The organism is Acinetobacter sp. 10FS3-1, assembly GCF_013343215.1.
GTDB lineage: Bacteria > Pseudomonadota > Gammaproteobacteria > Pseudomonadales > Moraxellaceae > Acinetobacter > Acinetobacter lwoffii_C.
The window spans coordinates 900761-918527 of the sequence record NZ_CP039143.1 but is presented as its reverse complement, the minus strand read 5'-3'; the positions used below and the strand labels follow the sequence as shown (position 1 = coordinate 918527).

Here is a 17767-nt window from a genome sequence, read left to right as displayed (position 1 = left end):
GAGGTGAATGCATAAGTTAAAACTAATGGAGATAGCGATGAACCGAATTGCAATTATAGGTGCTGGTCCCAGTGGTATGGCCCAATTAAGAGCATTTCAATCAGCAAAGGCCAAAGGTCTAGAAATTCCAGAAATTGTATGTTTTGAAAAACAAAGTGATTGGGGTGGGCAATGGAATTATACCTGGCGTACAGGTATAGATGAGCATGGCGAACCTGTCCACAGCAGTATGTACCGTTATTTATGGTCGAACGGCCCTAAAGAAGCTTTAGAATTCGCCGATTATACTTTTGATGAACATTTCAAAAAGCCAATCGCGTCTTATCCCCCCCGTGAAGTTCTCTGGGATTACATTAAAGGGCGTGCAGAAAAAGCCAATATTAAAGATCAGGTGAGGTTTAATACCGCAGTACAACAGATTAGCTATGATGAACATAGCCAGCAATTTACAGTTTCTGTAGAAGACTATCAGAACCAATGTCATTACTCAGAGCAGTTTGATTATGTCATCGTTGCCTCTGGACATTTCTCTACCCCACATGTTCCTGTATATGAAGGATTCGACCGCTTCCATGGGCGAGTTTTACATGCTCACGATTTCCGTGATGCTCGTGAGTTTAAAGGAAAATCTGTTTTACTTGTGGGCAGCAGTTATTCAGCTGAAGATATTGGTTCTCAATGTTATAAGTATGGTGCTAAACAGATTTACACATGTTATCGCACCAAGCCTATGGGCTTTAAATGGCCTAGAAACTGGTCAGAAAAAAAGCAGCTTGTTCGTGTAGATGAAGATACAGCCTATTTCGGAGATAACAGCTCAGCAAAGGTTGATGCCATTATTTTATGTACTGGCTATCTGCACCATTTCCCCTTCATTGAAGACAAGTTGCGCTTAAGAACCCATAACTGCTTGTACCCTCTGGGCTTATATCAAGGGGTGGTATGGGAGAAAAATCCGCGCTTATTTTATCTAGGCATGCAGGATCAGTGGTATACCTTTAATATGTTTGATGCCCAAGCCTGGTATGTACGCGATATTATTTTAGGCAAGATCGCCTTACCTGAGGTTGCAGAAATGCAACAGCATACCCAAGCCCTGCATCAGAAAGAGAAGCAATTAATAACCGAGGAACAGTCTGCGAAGTTTCAAGGCGACTATATCAAACAGTTAATTGCACAAACCGATTATCCATCTTTTGATATTGATGCAGTACATAATATTTTCATGCAGTGGAAAAAGCATAAAAAAGAAAATATTATGGGCTTCAGAGATAAAGTATATCGCTCGGTGATGACAGGAAAAATGGCTCAACCGCACCATACCCCTTGGTTATATGCGCTTGATGACTCATTGGAAAGTTATTTAGAAGACCCTAAACAGCAAGAAGCCATGTAGGGCCAGAGCATATCAAAAGCCATCTGTATAAATACGCAGGTGGCTTTTATTGGCTGGTATGTATTAAAGCTTTTATTCTAAAAATATTTAAAAAAAATAAAAAATGACTTTATATTAAATTTCTCTCATAACTCAAAAGGCATCTTCTTTTGAGCAGCTTTTGTACCAAGCGTGACTAAAGGCAAACAGGACACTTCATAAGCTGGATTTTAATAGACCTTTTATTTATCCATTAAATCTACTTCATAATTTTTAAAGTTTTTGATTGGGATTTGATACAGAAAATAGTAGGCAGTCACCGCAAAAATAGCGGTTTTTTTTTGAGAAAATACAGATCACGCCAAAATATAGATAAGGTATTGATTTTATAAATAATAATGGTGCGCTCAGCGGGACTCGAACCCACGCCACAGGCTTCGGAGACCTGTACTCTATCCAGTTGAGCTATGAGCGCGCGACGCACATCATAACAAAAAAATCAGTAAGGTAAAGCACCTATCTCTAAGTTATTTAACTTTATGCTTATGCTTTATACAATATTCCAAAAACGCAACATAGAATCCCAAGTGGATGACTTGGCTTATTTTGCAAGATCACTCACAATATCTTAACTTTTCACCATTTGAGATATCCATGACTGATGCACTGACATTGAGGGATTTATCGAAAACCTATAGAAATGGTTTTCAGGCACTGAAAGGAATTAACTTAAATGTACCGGAAGGTGAGTTTTATGCGCTGTTGGGTCCCAATGGTGCAGGAAAATCAACCACGATTGGCATCATCAGCTCATTAACAAGAAAAAGCTCTGGCACGGTTGAGATTTTTGGTTATGACCTCGACACCCAGCCCTCTAAAGCCAAACAGTGTCTAGGGGTAGTTCCACAGGAATTTAACTTCGCTCAGTTTGAAAAAACCTTTGATATTCTGGTGACTCAAGCCGGATATTACGGTATCCCTAAAAAAATCGCGCAAGCCAGAGCAGAAGAATATTTAAACAAACTCGGCTTATGGGATAAGCGTTCGACCCAGGCACGTATGCTTTCAGGGGGAATGAAACGCCGTTTAATGATTGCCCGTGCGATGATGCATGAACCCAAATTACTGATTCTGGATGAACCTACTGCGGGTGTTGATATCGAACTACGCCGTTCTATGTGGGATTTCCTGAATGAAATGAATGAAAATGGCACTTCTATTATTCTGACCACTCATTATCTGGAAGAAGCAGAAATGTTGTGTCGTCGTATAGCCATCATTGATCGCGGGGTCATTAAAGAAGATACCAGCATGAAAAACTTCCTCAACCAGCTCAATGAAGAATCTTTTATTTTCGATCTGGCCGCCCCAATTGAGCCCCTCAGTCTGGATATTATTGGCGTCCGTTTTAATCTGATTGACCCGTTGACTCTGGAAATCACCCTGGATAAGGCCCATACCATGAATGATCTGTTCCAGTTACTCGAATCACAAAATATCCAGGTTCGCAGTATGCGTAATAAATCCAATCGTCTGGAAGAGCTATTCGTAAAAATGGTTGAAAAAAATCTGGATGGAGCGGCAGAATGAACATGAATCAACTAGGTATCGCCTTATATACCATTCTGCATAAGGAAATCCGCCGCTTTATGCGGATCTGGCCACAGACTTTATTACCCCCAGCCATTACCATGAGCCTGTACTTTGTCATCTTCGGCAATCTGGTCGGTTCAAGAATTGGGGAAATGGGTGGCCACAGCTATATGGAGTTCATTGTGCCCGGCTTGATTATGATGGCCGTGATTACCAACAGTTATGCCAACGTCTCTTCCAGTTTTTTTAGCTCAAAATTCCAGAAAAGTATTGAAGAGCTGATCATGAGCCCCGTACCTCTGCACATTGTGTTATGGGGTCATGTGCTGGGCGGTGTCACCCGCGGTGTACTGGTCGCCATAATTGTCAGTGTAATGAGTCTGTTTTTTGCAGATTTATCTATTACCAACTGGTTCGTCACCATTTATACTGTACTGATTACCTCCCTGCTCTTTTCTCTGGGCGGTTTTATCAATGCAGTCTATGCCAAATCTTTTGATGATATTTCAATCATCCCGACATTTGTATTGACGCCGCTGACCTATTTGGGCGGGGTGTTTTATGCAATTTCAGCCCTCGGTCCATTTTGGCAAAATTTATCTTTGATTAATCCTGTGGTGTATATGGTCAATGCCTTCCGCTATGGCATTTTAGGTCATAGCGATGTCAATGTTGCCGTTTCACTGACAGTAATCAGCTTATGTTGTGCAGCACTGTATATGCTTGCCTATCATTTACTCTCCCGTGGTTCAGGAATGCGTGAATAATGAGTGTAGAACAATCTCTTCTTGGTAAAGACACCAACTACCCGACAGAATATCAACCCGATGTTCTGTTCCCTATTTCACGCGCACCTGCCCGTGAAAACTATGCCCATGTAGATGCCATTCAGCAAGGCAAAGACTGGTGGCATGTCTTTGAAATTTCCTGGTTAAATGCAGTCGGCATCCCGCAAGTAGCCATTGGCCGGATTGCCCTACCGGCATCTTCACTCAACCTGATCGAATCTAAATCTTTAAAACTCTACTTTAATAGTCTGAACTTTACGACGTTCAACTCAAAAGATGCCTTTATCCAGACGGTAGAACAAGATTTATCCCGCGTGGCTGAAGCGGAAGTGACGCTAGAACTGTTTCAGGTAGATGAGCTTGAAGTTTCCAAGCCAGAAGGCATTTCTATTGATGATCTGGTGCCAGAACGTCTGGAAAATCATCCGAATGCCAACCTGCTGGCTTTGGATCTGGAAAATTCACAAGAAGGCGAAATCCAGCTTTACTCTCATTTGCTCAGAAGTAATTGCCCGGTGACTGGCCAGCCAGACTGGGGAACAGTTTTTATACGTTATCAGGGCAAAAAACCTTGTTATAAGAGTATATTGGCTTATATTATCTCTTATCGTCAGCACAATGGTTTTCATGAACAGTGTGTGGAACAGATGTTTGCCGACATCTGGCAACAACTGAAACCAGAAAAGCTGATGGTTTACGCCACCTATACACGTCGTGGTGGATTGGACATCAATCCTTGTCGTGTATCGGATTTAACATGGATGCCTCGCCCTATACGTTTAGCGCGACAATAAAAAACATTGAGGTTTAACAATGCCATTTTTTGGTTTTATTCCTTCTGCAGAACTATTAAATACTATTCAGACTGCACAGAAAAATAAAAACTCAAGTGAACCGCTTTATCCTTTACGTGACAAAACCGCATTGATGATTAATGATGAAATCCTCGACGCGATTCTCACGGAACTGGTACGCCGTTTTCCTGCCAGCGACAAGCGTGATACAGCAGAAAAACTGGCGGGTTATATCAAGTCGACTGTTGCAGTTTTACTCAAGCAGTTGCTGGGTAAAGCATCAAATGAGGTGGTGAAAGAGTCGATTGCCTTCTCGGAGCGTAGTCTGTTCAAAGACCCGGCTGGCCATATGCGTATCGGTGAAACGCTCGACGCCAGTCTGGTCACTAATCTGAAGCACCAATTTGCTGAACTCAAAGCTGGCAATACGGTAGACAAGCAAACGCTGAGTAACCTGTATAAACAGTTTGCTGAAGCCACTGTACGTCATTTTATGGTCGACTTTAATAAAACCCTTGATTTGGGAATGATCAAACGCAAAGCAGCAGATATTGGTGCTGCTGCCGTAATTAAAGCCGTTAATATTGCCGCTGATAAAATCATTCTGAATTTAACCAAAGAAGAATTGCAGATTATGGCGGAATATCATGACACCTTGTTCTATACCGAGTAATGTCTCAGCCTGAACATACTCCCTTTAAAAAGCCTGACTCCGGTCAGGCTTTTTAGTCTCAATGAAACAGCTTGTTACAGTTAAAGACCATAAAAATGAAATGTGCTTTAAAAATAGCCAACCTTTCTTTATTTTTACCACACTTTATATGACTCATATTCGCGGCAATGTTATCTTTATTCACAGCTTTAAGCCGGAAAATTGAGAAAAACAAATTCTTCTATTTTTGCGGCATGATTCAAATGACATAGCCACAAACTCACCAGAAATTTGGAAATCATAGCAAGATGTTGAAATTTGATTTATATAAAAAATTGAAACAATATTCAATTCTATTTGCCACCTTGGGCCTGAGCAGCAGTATTGTTTCTGCCAATGACTTTCAACATCATCCTTCCTATGCCAGCTTTAAACAAAGTACCATGCAAAAATACGGCCTGACCGCAGGGCAAATCGATTCTGCGATGGCTGGGACAAAAAATCTTCCGAATATTATCAATATCATGAATCGTCCGGGCGAAAGTAAGCCATGGTATGCCTATAAAACCAATTTTCTGGCTGAGTCTACCATTCAGCGTGGCGTACGTTTTAAACAGCAGTATGCAGATACCCTTAACCGTGCTGAGCAGCAATTTGGAGTACCTCAGGCGATCATTTTAGGCATTTTGGGAGTAGAAACCGGTTTTGGGAGCAATAAAGGCTCATTTATTACCCGTGATGCCCTAGCCACTTTAGGTTTTGGCTATGAGCGTCGTGCACAGTATTTCCAGGATGAGCTGGCGGCTTTAATCGCCTGGTCCTATACAGATGGCATTCCAACTTCATCAGTGGTCGGTTCCTATGCCGGTGCAATTGGTTACCCACAATTCATGCCAAGCAATATTCCAAAATTTGGTGTGGACTATGATGGCAATGGTCATATTGACCTGCGTAATTCTGCTGTGGATGCAATTGGTTCCATTGCCAACTATCTGGCCCAATATGGCTGGCAACGCAACCAGCCAGTGGCCTTTCCGGCGCGTTATAGTGGCTCCAATCCTGAGGCAGTGATTGCCAAGGATTTAACCCAGCCTGTACCTTATGGAGTACTAAAAAGCCAAGGAGTCAGCCCGATGAATCCGATCGTAAAAATTGACGATCTGGACATGGTGAACCTAATTCAATTACAAGAAAGCTCTGGGCCAATTTACTATATTACTTATCCTAATTTTCAAGTAATTACGACCTACAACCGCAGTCGCATGTATGCGACCGCTTTATGGCTTTTAGGTACAGAAATTACGAGCCGATAACAGTAATTTTTGCTACAAATTATTAAAGTCAAGTTTTTTATAAGAAAATATGAGCAAGAAATAGGCGTTTTTAATACAATGTTACAATATTGATTATTTTTTAATCAATCACTGTGTATTTTACGTTCTTTTTTTCAATATTTTAATTAAATACTAGACAGCTTATTGTCAGCATGAATATCATCCTTTTCGTTAAATGTAGTTGCATAAGTTAAATGTCAGGCAGGTTTGGTTGATTTTTCAATAACTTAGACAAATCAATCTAAATATGCTGTTAGGAGTTGATTCGATGCATTCTTCTTTTTTGAAGTATTTTATGGCTATTGCCGCGACGGTCACACTGGCCCAGTCACAGGCAGATATGGTTCCGTCATCTTCATTCAATCATGAAAATGACAATTCTCGTCTAGCTGCACGAGTGTTAAATAAAGAAGCTCAAAGCTTCAATTCAAATTTCACCAATTTGAACAGCCTTTCAATCACTGAACGTTCAGGCGATAAAGTTCGTCGTGAAACCATTGCAGCAAAAATTGAAATACCTGCAGAAGAGCCTTCAGTGATTGAAAAGCTGAATACTGTTGCTTCCAAGACAGTACGCAAGTTTAGCCAAACAGGTACTGCATCCTGGTATGGCCGTCAATTCCATGGCCGTAAAACAGCAAGCGGTGAAACATTCGATATGAATGCTTTAACAGCCGCCCATCGTAGCTTGCCGTTGAACTGTTATATCCGTGTCACGAACAAGAACAATGGTAAAAGTGTCGTTGTGAAAGTAAACGATCGTGGTCCATTCCATGGCAACCGTGTTCTTGACCTTTCTTACGGTGCAGCAAAGCAGCTGGGAATCACCAGTGCCGGAACTGCAAACGTAAATATTGAACGTGTTGCCGGTCCAAATTCTTAAAATTTAACTTGCAATACATTTAACAAAAGCCGCAGTAATATGCGGCTTTTTTTATTGATACCCAAACCCTAGACCTTGGTTTTTTTCCGAAACCTCAACTTGATCAACTTGCCTGCTATCGATTTCATTTTGACCAACGCTTACTTCTGTTCTATATTCAGATTTAATTAGAATATGTTCAAGGATGGAGCGAAAAATGAAAACAGTATCGGAATGGTTTGCTGAATATAGCGAAAGCCACCAGAATAAAACCAATAAACTGATTCACTGGGTGTGTGTCCCGACTATTTATTTTTCGATTATCGGTATTCTGGCGCATTTTAGCGCTTTACTAACGGCTGTGCTCTTGGCTTTAGCGTTTATCTTCTATGCTCGCCTTGATATTGTACTGGCTGTCGCGATGGCAGCACTGACGCTGGTCATGGCTTGGCTGATCTGGATTTTACCGATGGGCAGCGGATTCTTTATTGCCCTCTTCGTTTTTGCCTGGATTGGTCAGTTTTATGGTCATAAAATTGAAGGTAAAAAGCCTTCTTTCTTTAAAGACCTGCAATTCCTCCTCATTGGCCCAATCTGGTGCATGGATGCATATTTAGGTAAATTCCTACCATCCTGGAGATCCCGTCAATCTGAGGCCTTACAGCCCATTTGAAGCGTATGTAATATCATTACACTTATAAATCCGGGAAAGTGCTATTCCGCAATCGGTTTTCCCGGTAAATTCAGGCTCTCCCAATAGCTTGTTGCGTGACTTCAAGACCCTTTAAAGCAAATTATTTTGTACGCCGGGTTTAAAGTCAGTAAATGATCGAGTCAACCCCTAAAATTTTGTTCAGGCCAAAAAAAGCCCCATCAAATGGGGCTTTTTTAAATTCTTAACCGAATTATTGTGCAGCAGCCTGAGCAGCAGCAACTTCTTCAGCGAAAGAAAGCTCAGCTTTCTTCTCGATACCCTCACCCACTTCGAAACGAACGAATTGAGCTACAGTAGTACCTGTTGCTTTAAGAACGTCAGCAACTTTTTTGTCGTTGTCAATTACGTACATTTGACGCTCAAGCACAACTTCGTTCAGGTATTTCTCAACAGAACCTACCACCATCTTTTCAACGATGTTTGCTGGTTTGCCAGATTCAAGTGCTTTCGCTTCAGCAATTTCTTTCTCTTTCGCGATCAGATCAGCTGGAACCTGTTCAGCATTTACGGCAACCGGATTGAATGCAGCAATGTGCATTGCCAAGCCTTTACCAGTATCCGCATCACCTGTGTAAGATACAACAACACCGATACGCAGACCGTGTTTATAAACAGCCAGTTTTTCGCCTTCAAGGATTGAAGCACGACGTACCTGGATGTTTTCACCGATTTTTTGAACAAGAGCGATACGTGCTTCTTCGACAGTCGCACCATCTTCAAGTTTAAGTTCAGCAATTTTAGCAGCGTCAGTTTCATTGGCAGCAAGTGCAGCTGCTGCAACTTTGTTAGAGAAATCAGCAAAGTTTGCGTCTTTAGCAACGAAGTCAGTTTGGCAGTTTACTTCTAGAAGGATTGCTTTGTTACCTTCCTGAACAATGGTAATCGCGCCGTCAGCAGCAATGTTACCTGCTTTTTTAGCAGCTTTTGCCTGACCAGATTTACGAAGGTTGTCAATCGCCAGTTCGATATCACCGCCCGCTTCTGTCAATGCTTTTTTACATTCCATCATTGCAAGACCTGTACGATCACGCAACTCTTTAACCATGCTTGCTGTAACTGCAGTCATGTTTATCTCCTAAATACGGTAGAAAATGAAATCTTTTAGAACAGAAACGGCCCAGAGGATTCTCATGGGCCGCCTGCATACTTAACGCTTACTTTGCCACTGTCACATGTCGCAAAAATGACAAGCTAGCGTCAAACGCATTAAGCCTCAGAAGCTGGAGCTTCTTCTGCTTTAGCTTGTGCATTTGCTTGTGATTGAGCGTATTCTTTACCAGCAATAATCGCATCAGCCATAGCAGAAGCATAAAGAGTTACTGCACGGATCGCATCGTCGTTACCCGGAATAACGTAGTCTACGTTGTCTGGGTTAGAGTTTGTATCAACGATACCAATTACAGGAATACCAAGGTTTTTGGCTTCTTTAATTGCAATCGCTTCATGGTCAACGTCAATTACGAATAATGCGTCAGGTAAACCACCCATGTTTTTCACGCCGCCTAAAGCACGCTCAAGTTTTTCCATCTCACGGCTACGCTCTAAAGCTTCACGTTTAGTCAGCTTAGCGAAAGTACCGTCTTGAGATTGAGTTTGAAGGTCTTTTAAACGGTTGATAGATTGGCGAAGTGTTTTCCAGTTCGTCAACATACCACCTAACCAACGGTGGTCTACATATGGCTGACCAGCACGTTGCGCTTGTTCACGGATGATTGCAGAAGCTGCACGTTTAGTACCAACGAACAAAACTTTGTTCTTTTTGCTAGCCAAGTTGTTAGCAAAGTTCAAAGCATCATTTAACGCAGGAACAGTGTGCTCAAGGTTAATGATGTGAATTTTGTTGCGCGCGCCGAAGATGTATTCGCGCATTTTTGGGTTCCAAAAACGTGTTTGGTGACCAAAGTGTGCGCCTGCTTGAAGAAGGTCGCGCATGCTTACGTTGTAATCTGCCATTTTCTTTACCTTAAAGTTTGGGTTAGGCCTCCATATATCCGCATTCTCCACCCCGTAGGGCACCCAGAGTAATGTGTCGATATATGTGCGGATTTTAATACACCATTCATCTAGCCTCGCAAATATATTCACGAAAAAGCATTTGATAAAATGGGCGGCTATTTATACCATAGCTACACACAAATTTCCAAAAGTTTTTAGAGATCATGAACACGACTTATCAAGCTCCCCCTCGTTTAATCAAATCCGCAGAAGATATCGAGAAGATGCGCGTGGCTGGACGACTGGCAGCAGAAGTTTTGGATATGATCAAACCGCATATCAAACCCGGCGTCACTACCCTGGAACTGGATACGATTTGTCATGACTATATTGTCAATGTGCAAGACGCAATTCCGGCCTGTCTGGGCTATGGTGCGGCTCCTGGTCGTCCTGCTTTTCAGCACACCATCTGTACTTCGGTGAACCATGTGGTTTGTCATGGGATTCCTTCGGAAAACAAAACCTTGAAAAAAGGTGACATCCTGAATATTGATGTAACTGTCATCAAGGATGGTTTCCATGGTGATACCAACATGATGTATATCGTCGGTGGCGAAACCTCAATTTTGGCCAACCGTCTCTGCAAAGTGGCACAGGAAGCCATGTACCGGGGTATCGCTGTAGTTAAGCCGGGTGCAACCATCGGTGATATTGGCCATGTGATTCAACAATATGTTGAATCTGAACGCTTTAGTGTAGTGCGTGAATATTGTGGTCATGGCATCGGCACGACTTTCCACGATGAACCGCAGGTACTGCATTATGGTCAACCGAATACCGGCATGATTCTTGAAGAAGGTATGACTTTTACGATTGAACCGATGGTAAATGCCGGCGTTTGGCAAACCAAACTACTGGGGGATAAGTGGACCGTAGTCACCAAAGACCATAAATTATCAGCACAATATGAACACACTCTTTTAGTAACAAAAGATGGTGTTGAAGTCCTCACCGCTCGTCCCGAAGAAGATTTGTCACGTTTTACCGCATAACTGCAAGTCTTAAACAGAGCAATGGCCACTTTAAAGTGGCCATTTTTATTTTATATTTCATCTATTAATCAAATATTAAACTTATAAATAAAGCACATCGGGCTTTGCCTGAGCATTTTTAACTCAAGATAAACTTTGACAACTCCTCTTTTTTTCATCAAGTTTTTCAAATTCTTTTGCCCTATATTGAGTATTTTGAGCTAAGATAATGTGCTTTTTATTTTTTAATCCCCATAAGAAGGAATACTGCCGTGGACGTACGTCTCTCTGATCGTGTAAATGCCATCAAACCGTCCCCAACCCTTGCTGTGACGAATAAGGCTGCTGAATTAAAAGCTGCCGGTCATAATGTCATTGGTCTGGGCGCAGGTGAGCCAGATTTTGATACACCGCAACACATCAAAGATGCAGCAATTGCAGCGATTAACAACGGTTTCACCAAATACACCGCTGTTGACGGCACGCCAGGTCTTAAAAAAGCAATCATTGCTAAATTAAAACGTGACAATAACCTTGACTATGCAGCGAACCAGATTCTGGTATCTTGTGGCGGTAAACAATCTTTCTTTAACCTGGCGCTTGCCCTGTTAAATAAAGGCGATGAAGTGATTATCCCTGCGCCATTCTGGGTTAGCTATCCAGATATGGTCATCATCGCTGAAGGTGTACCAGTAATTGTGAAATGTGGTGAAGAACAACGTTTCAAAATTACCCCTGCACAATTAGAAGCGGCCATCACTGAAAAAACCCGTCTGGTGGTATTAAACAGTCCATCTAACCCGACAGGCATGATTTATACCAAAGCTGAGCTTGAAGCTTTGGCTGAGGTATTACGCAAACATCCAGACGTCTTTATTGCCTCGGATGACATGTACGAGCCAATCCGCTGGACTGACGAGTTCTATAACATCGCAACAGTTGCACCAGATCTTTATGAGCGCACCATCGTATTAAACGGTGTGTCTAAAGCCTATGCAATGACTGGCTGGCGTATCGGCTATGCCGCGGGTCCTGCAAAACTAATTGGCGCGATGAAAAAAATCCAGTCTCAATCAACTTCTAACCCGACTTCGATTTCACAAGTTGCGGCAGAAGCGGCATTGAACGGTCCTCAAGATGTACTTGAGCCAATGGTTGAAGCTTTCAAACGTCGTCATGACCTCGTGGTCAATGGCTTGAATGACATCAAGGGTATTTCTTGCTTACCTGCTGATGGTGCTTTCTATGCTTATGCCAACATCAAACCGTTGATTCGTGCCAAAGGCTTGAAATCTTGCACAGAGTTCTCTGCCTGGTTACTGGAAGAAACGGGTGTTGCAGTTGTTCCTGGCGATGCATTCGGCCTGGGTGGCTTCATGCGTATCTCTTATGCAACTGCTGATGAAGTACTGGTCGATGCGCTTGCACGTATTAAGAAAGCGGCTGACTCTATTGAAGGCGTTGATGAAGCGATTGCTTCAATTGAAGCTGAAAAAGCTGCAAAATAATCTAAATTATTAGATTAAAGAGACCCGCGGTCATGATATGAGCGCGGGTTTTTTAATTTTAAACATTTACAGCTGTTAAAGCATCACGATATTTTTCTGGGACTTGAGCATCAGTCCATTTTACACCCCATTGCATCATGGTTTGCAACATAGGCGCCAAAGCCTTTCCCTTTTCAGTCAGTACATATTCAAAACGCTGCTGCCGGTCAACATAGGCCTGTTTAACTAAAATCCCTTCATTCACCAGACGCAACAGACGATCAGATAATACATGACGGGTCAGGCCCAGATTCTGCTGAAACTGTTCAAAGCGGGTCATGCCTAAGAAGGCATTACGAATAATTAACAAGGTCCAACGATCACCAAAAATTGCCAGACTTTTGGCAATCGGACAGTTTTGCTCAGTTGCTTCAGTCCATTTCATAAATGTAAGCCCGCAGAGAATTATTTTACTAACTCTACTTTAAACAATTGACTCCTCTCGACACAAGTTCTACTTTAGAACTTGAAAATTTGTAAATAACAATCTAATCATATTGATAAAACAGTGAAGTAAAGGAATAACCATGAACCCTAAAGAAATGACCGGACTACAACTTCTGCAAGCCATGGCCGCCGGCCATATTCCTCCTGCCAGTATCAGCCAGACGATCCCCATGAAACCGACCGTAATTGAAAGTGGACAGGTCACCTTTGAAGTACAGGCTGATCAACGTCATTTAAACCCTTTAGGTGGTGTACACGGCGGCTTTGCTGCAACCGTACTCGATACCGTAACAGGTTGTGCTGTTCACAGCGCTTTAGAAGCAGGCATTGGATATGGCACTATTGATCTGAATATTAAAATGTGTCGCCCTGTTCCACAAAACCAACCGCTGACTGCTATTGGCAAGCTGATTAATATGAGTAAAAATCTTGCGATTTCAGAAGGAGAAATTGTGGATGAAGATGGCAAACTTTATGCACACGCAACAGCCACATGTATGATTCTCCGTTAAAGGTTTATAGCATATTATGCTTTAAAGCACTCCCTACTCTATCTGCTAATTTGACAGATTTCGGTCGGGTTAAAGCACGATATTCAAAATAATGTTTCGAGATATACGCCAGACTCAACTCCTGAGTCTGGCCAGTCGATGCCTGCCAAACTTTAGATTGATTCGATCCAGTCAAAAAATTACCTGAAATTGCATAAATATATAAATCTTTTTGTGACACTTCAGGGACATGTAGGAATATTTCAATACCGAACTGCGGTTCTTTTTTAGCCAACCATTTTTCTGAAAACCACAGTTGCAAGAGATCCCCGAGATATAACTGTTGATTCGCTAAGGGCCATAAACAGATTTCAGCACCTGTAACAGGAGTAAAATATTGGCTCGAATCTTGAATAATATCGAGATAATGCTCTTGATAGAAAGACCACTGCGCGAAAATTTGGGGGATTGTGAGCGTATTCATTCGCTTTCTCCAGTTTAGCCATTTTTGTGCTGGCAAGTCGGTTTAAATCCACACTGTTTGACCATTTGATCAAACGACTTTATGGATTCAATCTAGCAACTGGATATTCTCCTGACAAGTATTTTTCAATATTTTTATGCAATTGTTTAAATTAAAATCAGATAAATATGATTTGTCATAAATATGAAAGTTTTTGCTTGACCCTTGTCAAAATGTCTCTATAATCGCATGCAGATTCTCCCATAGCTCAGTCGGTAGAGCGACGGACTGTTAATCCGCAGGTCCCTGGTTCGAGCCCAGGTGGGAGAGCCAAATTCAAGAAAGCCCGCAGCATTAAAGCGGGCTTTTTTATTTTCTATTTTATGCCCTCCCTTCTTTTAGCGACCTTAAAATCATCAACTCGCTTTGCTAAGCTGCCTATATCAGTACACCTTACTTGCACTGGCAGTTGCCTTTGGTGCATTTTCTAAGCTGCCTATATGGCAGTACACGGCCTGATTTTAATTCCAGCAGATCTGGACAATTTCTAAGCTGCCTATATGGCAGTACACGCACATGATGGCCAACATATTCCATTTCCATCTTTCTAAGCTGCCTATATGGCAGTACACTTATACTGCTCTGTAACTAAACCTATTGCGTATATTTCTAAGCTGCCTATATGGCAGTACACAGACTACCCGAACGGCTACTCTGATAACGACATTTCTAAGCTGCCTATATGGCAGTACACAAAAATCGCTAAACGGGCTGATATCTGATTTATTTCTAAGCTGCCTATATGGCAGTACACATTACCAAAGTCGAGACTCGTACTGCGATTATTTTCTAAGCTGACTATATGGCAGTACACAAGCGGGTCCTGCGCTTCTTATGTGGGGCTATTTTCTAAGCTGCCTATATGGCAGTACACTTTTTAATACCAGAATTATGACTTCAGTGAACTTTCTAAGCTGCCTATATGGCAGTACACGTTATGAGAAACGATTATTTAAAACTACTTGATTTCTAAGCTGCCTATATGGCAGTACACTTAATCAGCCTAATCACTTGCACTTATTAATGTTTCTAAGCTGCCTATATGGCAGTACACCATGCCTACACATGGGCGATTCATACCCCAAATTTCTAAGCTGCCTATATGGCAGTACACCTTTCCGTACCTTGCGAATACTTAGACATTTCTTTCTAAGCTGCCTATATGGCAGTACACCTTTTTCTTCCACGCCCTGCTTTTCTGCTTGTTTTCTAAGCTGCCTATATGGCAGTACACACGGTTGGATTGATCAAAGTAAATCTGCACGCTTTCTAAGCTGCCTATATGGCAGTACACTTGGTAAAATTAATTTGTTTTACAGTGTGCAATTTCTAAGCTGCCTATATGGCAGTACACCTTAGGTAGTCGATTGCGGGGTGATAATGGCTTTTCTAAGCTGCCTATATGGCAGTACACATCATCAAACTGTCCTACATTCTTGCATACGTTTTCTAAGCTGCCTATATGGCAGTACACAGTCGGTGCGTAAGCAAGCAAAAATGCTTTTATTTCTAAGCTGCCTATATGGCAGTACACTGTGGACAGCATATTGATCGTGATACCAATAATTTCTAAGCTGCCTATATGGCAGTACACATGACGCAATTACCTTTTTAATGCAGCATGAATTTCTAAGCTGCCTATATGGCAGTACACTTTTAGTGGTATGCCTTGCTTAGCCATCTCTATTTCTAAGCTGCCTATATGGCAGTACACATCTAGCTTTTTAATGGCTCTTAAAATGTCACTTTCTAAGCTGCCTATATGGCAGTACACGATAAGCTTTGCATTTCTAGAAGCTCGTTGTATTTCTAAGCTGCCTATATGGCAGTACACTTGTTCCGACTGAATTCATTTCTGATGCAATTTTTCTAAGCTGCCTATATGGCAGTACACTGTTGAACTCCAAGAGCTAAAAACCGATTTAATTTCTAAGCTGCCTATATGGCAGTACACATGAATCAGGATCACCAAGCCACCACGTTTGATTTCTAAGCTGCCTATATGGCAGTACACTTTCAAATACTTCTTTCCATCCTTGTTGAGTTTTTCTAAGCTGCCTATATGGCAGTACACACAACCAAAATACCTAAAACCAGATAAAAAACATAGTATTATCTAAAATACACCCCAATAGCCCTCTTATTCCTATCTATCTATAAGTTTCTAATTTTTATATTTAATTAGAAAATTAAAATATTTTGGGTTAAATAAAGCCTCTATTTAATCAACTTCAGCCCAAAGAAAAAGCGGGAACTTTGTCCCGCTTGCATCATGTCAAACTTATGCTGCCTGTACGGGCACACCACTATGAAAACGAAAAAGCTCATCTGGACTTAAAATCAGATTCTTTTCTACTTCCCGGATATGCTCAATACGGCTCTGGATATTCTCTTCTGGATTTTTCCATTTTGCGGTTTTTGCCACATCCATCGCCAGTGCCAGATAATCCTCATAATGGCGAGATTCGGATTTCAGCAGATAACGATAATAACGGCCCAGCTCTTCATCGACCAAAGGTGCAAGTGCATAGAAACGCTCACAAGAACGAGCCTCCACAAAGGCACCAATGATCAACACATCAATCAGGGCTTCTGGCTCATAGGTCCGAATTTCTTTACGTAGGCCACCTGCATAACGCCCCGCACTAAGACCAATCCATTGCTGACCACGTTTACTCATAAATTCCAGCACTTGCTCATAGTGCAGCATCTCTTCACGGACCAGCTGTGCCAGTTTCACCTGCAAATCTACAAAGAAACTGTAGCGAAACATCAGATTCATCGCCGTACTGGCGGCTTTTTTCTCGCAGTTAGCATGATCCTGCATCAGAATATCCAGATTATTCAGTGCTTCATTGAGCCAGGCTTGGGGCGTTTCACAACCCAGGAAGCCAATCACGGGCTTCATGAGTTCATCATAATTTATATTTGACATAACGATCTTTTAATCTTAGCGGGCAGCTTTAATTACGGCTTTCATTTCTTGCACTGCCTGCGCCAAACCAACAAAGACAGCATCTGCAATCAGGGAGTGACCGATATTCAGTTCATGAATCTGTGGAATGGCAGCAATCGGAGTGACATTATCCAGATTCAAGCCATGGCCAGCATTGACCATCAGACCTTTAGAAACTGCGTATTCAGCGCCTTGAATAATACGCTCAAGCTCAGCCTGCTGGGCTGCTGGTGTTTCTGCATCAGCATAGGCACCGGTATGAATCTCAATCGTTGGCGCACCACATGCCACTGCTGCATCGATCTGTGCCAGATCGGCATCAATAAACAGTGAAACATCACAACCAATCGCTGTTAATTCCTGAGTCGCCTTTTTCACATCTTCAAAATGGCCAACCACATCCAGCCCACCTTCGGTAGTGACTTCCTGGCGTTTTTCCGGCACAAAACAAACATGCTGTGGCTGAATTTCCTTGGCAAAAGCCACCATTTCATCCGTCACCGCTATTTCCAGGTTCATCCGGGTTTTGAGTGCGGGACGCATACGACGTACATCATCATCCTGAATATGGCGGCGGTCTTCACGCAAATGCAACGTAATGCCCTCTGCACCTGCCTGCTCGCAGATCAATGCAGCATTGACTGGGTCTGGGTAGGTCGTACCACGTGCTTGTCTTAATGTTGCGACATGGTCAATATTGACACCAAGTAATGCAGCCATAATA

Annotated in this window: 16 protein-coding genes, 2 tRNA genes, 1 pseudogene and 1 CRISPR repeat array; of the genes and pseudogenes, 12 read left to right on the top strand and 7 right to left on the bottom strand. The window is 42.1% G+C overall.

Going from position 1 to position 17767, the window contains the following annotated elements; all coding sequences use genetic code 11:
* Positions 1–37 precede the first annotated feature (37 nt).
* Complete coding sequence (locus E5Y90_RS04310) at positions 38–1396, top strand: NAD(P)-binding domain-containing protein (protein ID WP_151202990.1); 1359 nt, start codon at positions 38–40, stop codon at positions 1394–1396.
* Positions 1397–1774: 378 nt separating this feature from the next.
* On the opposite strand, the gene E5Y90_RS04305 is transcribed toward E5Y90_RS04310, so the two are convergent.
* Positions 1775–1850 (bottom strand) — tRNA-Arg (locus E5Y90_RS04305).
* Between the two features lie 179 nt (positions 1851–2029).
* Here E5Y90_RS04305 and E5Y90_RS04300 point away from each other — a divergent pair.
* From E5Y90_RS04300 to E5Y90_RS04270, 7 genes are all read left to right on the top strand, one after another.
* Entirely contained in the window at positions 2030–2965 is a 936-nt protein-coding gene (locus tag E5Y90_RS04300) for an ABC transporter ATP-binding protein (RefSeq protein ID WP_151202991.1), read from the top strand.
* A complete protein-coding gene (locus E5Y90_RS04295) occupies positions 2962–3735 on the top strand; it encodes an ABC transporter permease (RefSeq protein WP_151202994.1) in 774 nt (257 codons plus the stop codon). Before E5Y90_RS04300 ends, E5Y90_RS04295 begins: the two co-directional genes overlap by 4 nt.
* Positions 3735–4550: an NADPH-dependent 7-cyano-7-deazaguanine reductase QueF gene (gene queF, locus E5Y90_RS04290; protein WP_174659506.1), complete on the top strand. Its 816-nt coding sequence runs from the start codon at positions 3735–3737 to the stop codon at positions 4548–4550. Before E5Y90_RS04295 ends, queF begins: the two co-directional genes overlap by 1 nt.
* Positions 4551–4569: 19 nt before the next feature.
* The gene (locus tag E5Y90_RS04285) at positions 4570–5223 is read left to right on the top strand and encodes a hypothetical protein (RefSeq protein WP_151202996.1); all 654 of its coding nucleotides are present in this window, start codon (positions 4570–4572) and stop codon (positions 5221–5223) included.
* A 287-nt stretch (positions 5224–5510) separates the two neighbouring features.
* Entirely contained in the window at positions 5511–6515 is a 1005-nt protein-coding gene (mltB, locus tag E5Y90_RS04280; RefSeq protein ID WP_151202997.1) for a lytic murein transglycosylase B, read from the top strand.
* Positions 6516–6804: 289 nt separating this feature from the next.
* Positions 6805–7419: a septal ring lytic transglycosylase RlpA family protein gene (locus tag E5Y90_RS04275; protein ID WP_151202998.1), complete on the top strand. Its 615-nt coding sequence runs from the start codon at positions 6805–6807 to the stop codon at positions 7417–7419.
* 196 nt (positions 7420–7615) lie between these two features.
* Entirely contained in the window at positions 7616–8071 is a 456-nt protein-coding gene (locus tag E5Y90_RS04270; RefSeq protein WP_174659505.1) for a DUF962 domain-containing protein, read from the top strand.
* A gap of 232 nt (positions 8072–8303) precedes the next feature.
* Here E5Y90_RS04270 and tsf read toward each other — a convergent pair whose 3' ends face one another.
* Positions 8304–9179: a translation elongation factor Ts gene (gene tsf, locus E5Y90_RS04265; protein ID WP_174659504.1), complete on the bottom strand. Its 876-nt coding sequence runs from the start codon at positions 9177–9179 to the stop codon at positions 8304–8306.
* 140 nt (positions 9180–9319) lie between these two features.
* On the bottom strand, positions 9320–10066 hold the full coding sequence (rpsB, locus tag E5Y90_RS04260) for a 30S ribosomal protein S2 (protein ID WP_151203001.1): 747 nt from the start codon (positions 10064–10066) through the stop codon (positions 9320–9322).
* A 206-nt stretch (positions 10067–10272) separates the two neighbouring features.
* On the opposite strand from rpsB, the gene map reads away from it, so the two are divergent.
* A complete protein-coding gene (gene map / locus E5Y90_RS04255; protein ID WP_151203002.1) occupies positions 10273–11100 on the top strand; it encodes a type I methionyl aminopeptidase in 828 nt (275 codons plus the stop codon).
* A gap of 251 nt (positions 11101–11351) precedes the next feature.
* The gene (locus tag E5Y90_RS04250; RefSeq protein WP_151203003.1) at positions 11352–12587 is read left to right on the top strand and encodes a pyridoxal phosphate-dependent aminotransferase; all 1236 of its coding nucleotides are present in this window, start codon (positions 11352–11354) and stop codon (positions 12585–12587) included.
* 109 nt (positions 12588–12696) lie between these two features.
* Here the strand turns inward: E5Y90_RS04250 and E5Y90_RS04245 are convergent.
* Positions 12697–13011, bottom strand: a pseudogene (locus tag E5Y90_RS04245) (winged helix-turn-helix transcriptional regulator); the annotation flags it as partial.
* Between the two features lie 142 nt (positions 13012–13153).
* Here E5Y90_RS04245 and E5Y90_RS04240 point away from each other — a divergent pair.
* Positions 13154–13585 carry a PaaI family thioesterase gene (locus tag E5Y90_RS04240; RefSeq protein ID WP_174659502.1) on the top strand — a complete coding sequence of 144 codons (432 nt, stop codon included), beginning with the start codon at positions 13154–13156 and terminating at the stop codon, positions 13583–13585.
* A gap of 4 nt (positions 13586–13589) precedes the next feature.
* On the opposite strand, the gene E5Y90_RS04235 is transcribed toward E5Y90_RS04240, so the two are convergent.
* Complete coding sequence (locus tag E5Y90_RS04235) at positions 13590–14048, bottom strand: hypothetical protein (RefSeq protein WP_174659501.1); 459 nt, start codon at positions 14046–14048, stop codon at positions 13590–13592.
* Between the two features lie 236 nt (positions 14049–14284).
* On the opposite strand from E5Y90_RS04235, the gene E5Y90_RS04230 reads away from it, so the two are divergent.
* Positions 14285–14360, top strand: a tRNA-Asn gene (locus tag E5Y90_RS04230).
* Positions 14361–14511: 151 nt separating this feature from the next.
* Positions 14512–16161: direct repeats of the CRISPR family, unit length 28 nt; unit sequence TTTCTAAGCTGCCTATATGGCAGTACAC.
* A 207-nt stretch (positions 16162–16368) separates the two neighbouring features.
* Here E5Y90_RS04230 and E5Y90_RS04225 read toward each other — a convergent pair.
* Entirely contained in the window at positions 16369–17022 is a 654-nt protein-coding gene (locus E5Y90_RS04225; protein WP_151206444.1) for a tRNA-(ms[2]io[6]A)-hydroxylase, read from the bottom strand.
* 15 nt (positions 17023–17037) lie between these two features.
* Positions 17038–17763 carry a pyridoxine 5'-phosphate synthase gene (gene pdxJ, locus E5Y90_RS04220; protein ID WP_174659500.1) on the bottom strand — a complete coding sequence of 242 codons (726 nt, stop codon included), beginning with the start codon at positions 17761–17763 and terminating at the stop codon, positions 17038–17040.
* Between the last annotated feature and the right edge of the window lie 4 nt (positions 17764–17767).

What these genes read in the sequence shown, in the direction of transcription:
- pdxJ (WP_174659500.1), bottom strand. Translation starts at nt 17,763, where the DNA reads ATGGCTGCATTACTTGGTGTCAATATTGACCATGTCGCAACATTAAGA.
- E5Y90_RS04270 (WP_174659505.1), top strand. Translation starts at nt 7,616, where the DNA reads ATGAAAACAGTATCGGAATGGTTTGCTGAATATAGCGAAAGCCACCAG.
- E5Y90_RS04225 (WP_151206444.1), bottom strand. Translation starts at nt 17,022, where the DNA reads ATGTCAAATATAAATTATGATGAACTCATGAAGCCCGTGATTGGCTTC.
- E5Y90_RS04240 (WP_174659502.1), top strand. Translation starts at nt 13,154, where the DNA reads ATGAACCCTAAAGAAATGACCGGACTACAACTTCTGCAAGCCATGGCC.
- E5Y90_RS04285 (WP_151202996.1), top strand. Translation starts at nt 4,570, where the DNA reads ATGCCATTTTTTGGTTTTATTCCTTCTGCAGAACTATTAAATACTATT.
- rpsB (WP_151203001.1), bottom strand. Translation starts at nt 10,066, where the DNA reads ATGGCAGATTACAACGTAAGCATGCGCGACCTTCTTCAAGCAGGCGCA.
- E5Y90_RS04295 (WP_151202994.1), top strand. Translation starts at nt 2,962, where the DNA reads ATGAACATGAATCAACTAGGTATCGCCTTATATACCATTCTGCATAAG.
- E5Y90_RS04300 (WP_151202991.1), top strand. Translation starts at nt 2,030, where the DNA reads ATGACTGATGCACTGACATTGAGGGATTTATCGAAAACCTATAGAAAT.
- map (WP_151203002.1), top strand. Translation starts at nt 10,273, where the DNA reads ATGAACACGACTTATCAAGCTCCCCCTCGTTTAATCAAATCCGCAGAA.
- mltB (WP_151202997.1), top strand. Translation starts at nt 5,511, where the DNA reads ATGTTGAAATTTGATTTATATAAAAAATTGAAACAATATTCAATTCTA.
- queF (WP_174659506.1), top strand. Translation starts at nt 3,735, where the DNA reads ATGAGTGTAGAACAATCTCTTCTTGGTAAAGACACCAACTACCCGACA.
- E5Y90_RS04275 (WP_151202998.1), top strand. Translation starts at nt 6,805, where the DNA reads ATGCATTCTTCTTTTTTGAAGTATTTTATGGCTATTGCCGCGACGGTC.
- E5Y90_RS04235 (WP_174659501.1), bottom strand. Translation starts at nt 14,048, where the DNA reads ATGAATACGCTCACAATCCCCCAAATTTTCGCGCAGTGGTCTTTCTAT.
- tsf (WP_174659504.1), bottom strand. Translation starts at nt 9,179, where the DNA reads ATGACTGCAGTTACAGCAAGCATGGTTAAAGAGTTGCGTGATCGTACA.
- E5Y90_RS04310 (WP_151202990.1), top strand. Translation starts at nt 38, where the DNA reads ATGAACCGAATTGCAATTATAGGTGCTGGTCCCAGTGGTATGGCCCAA.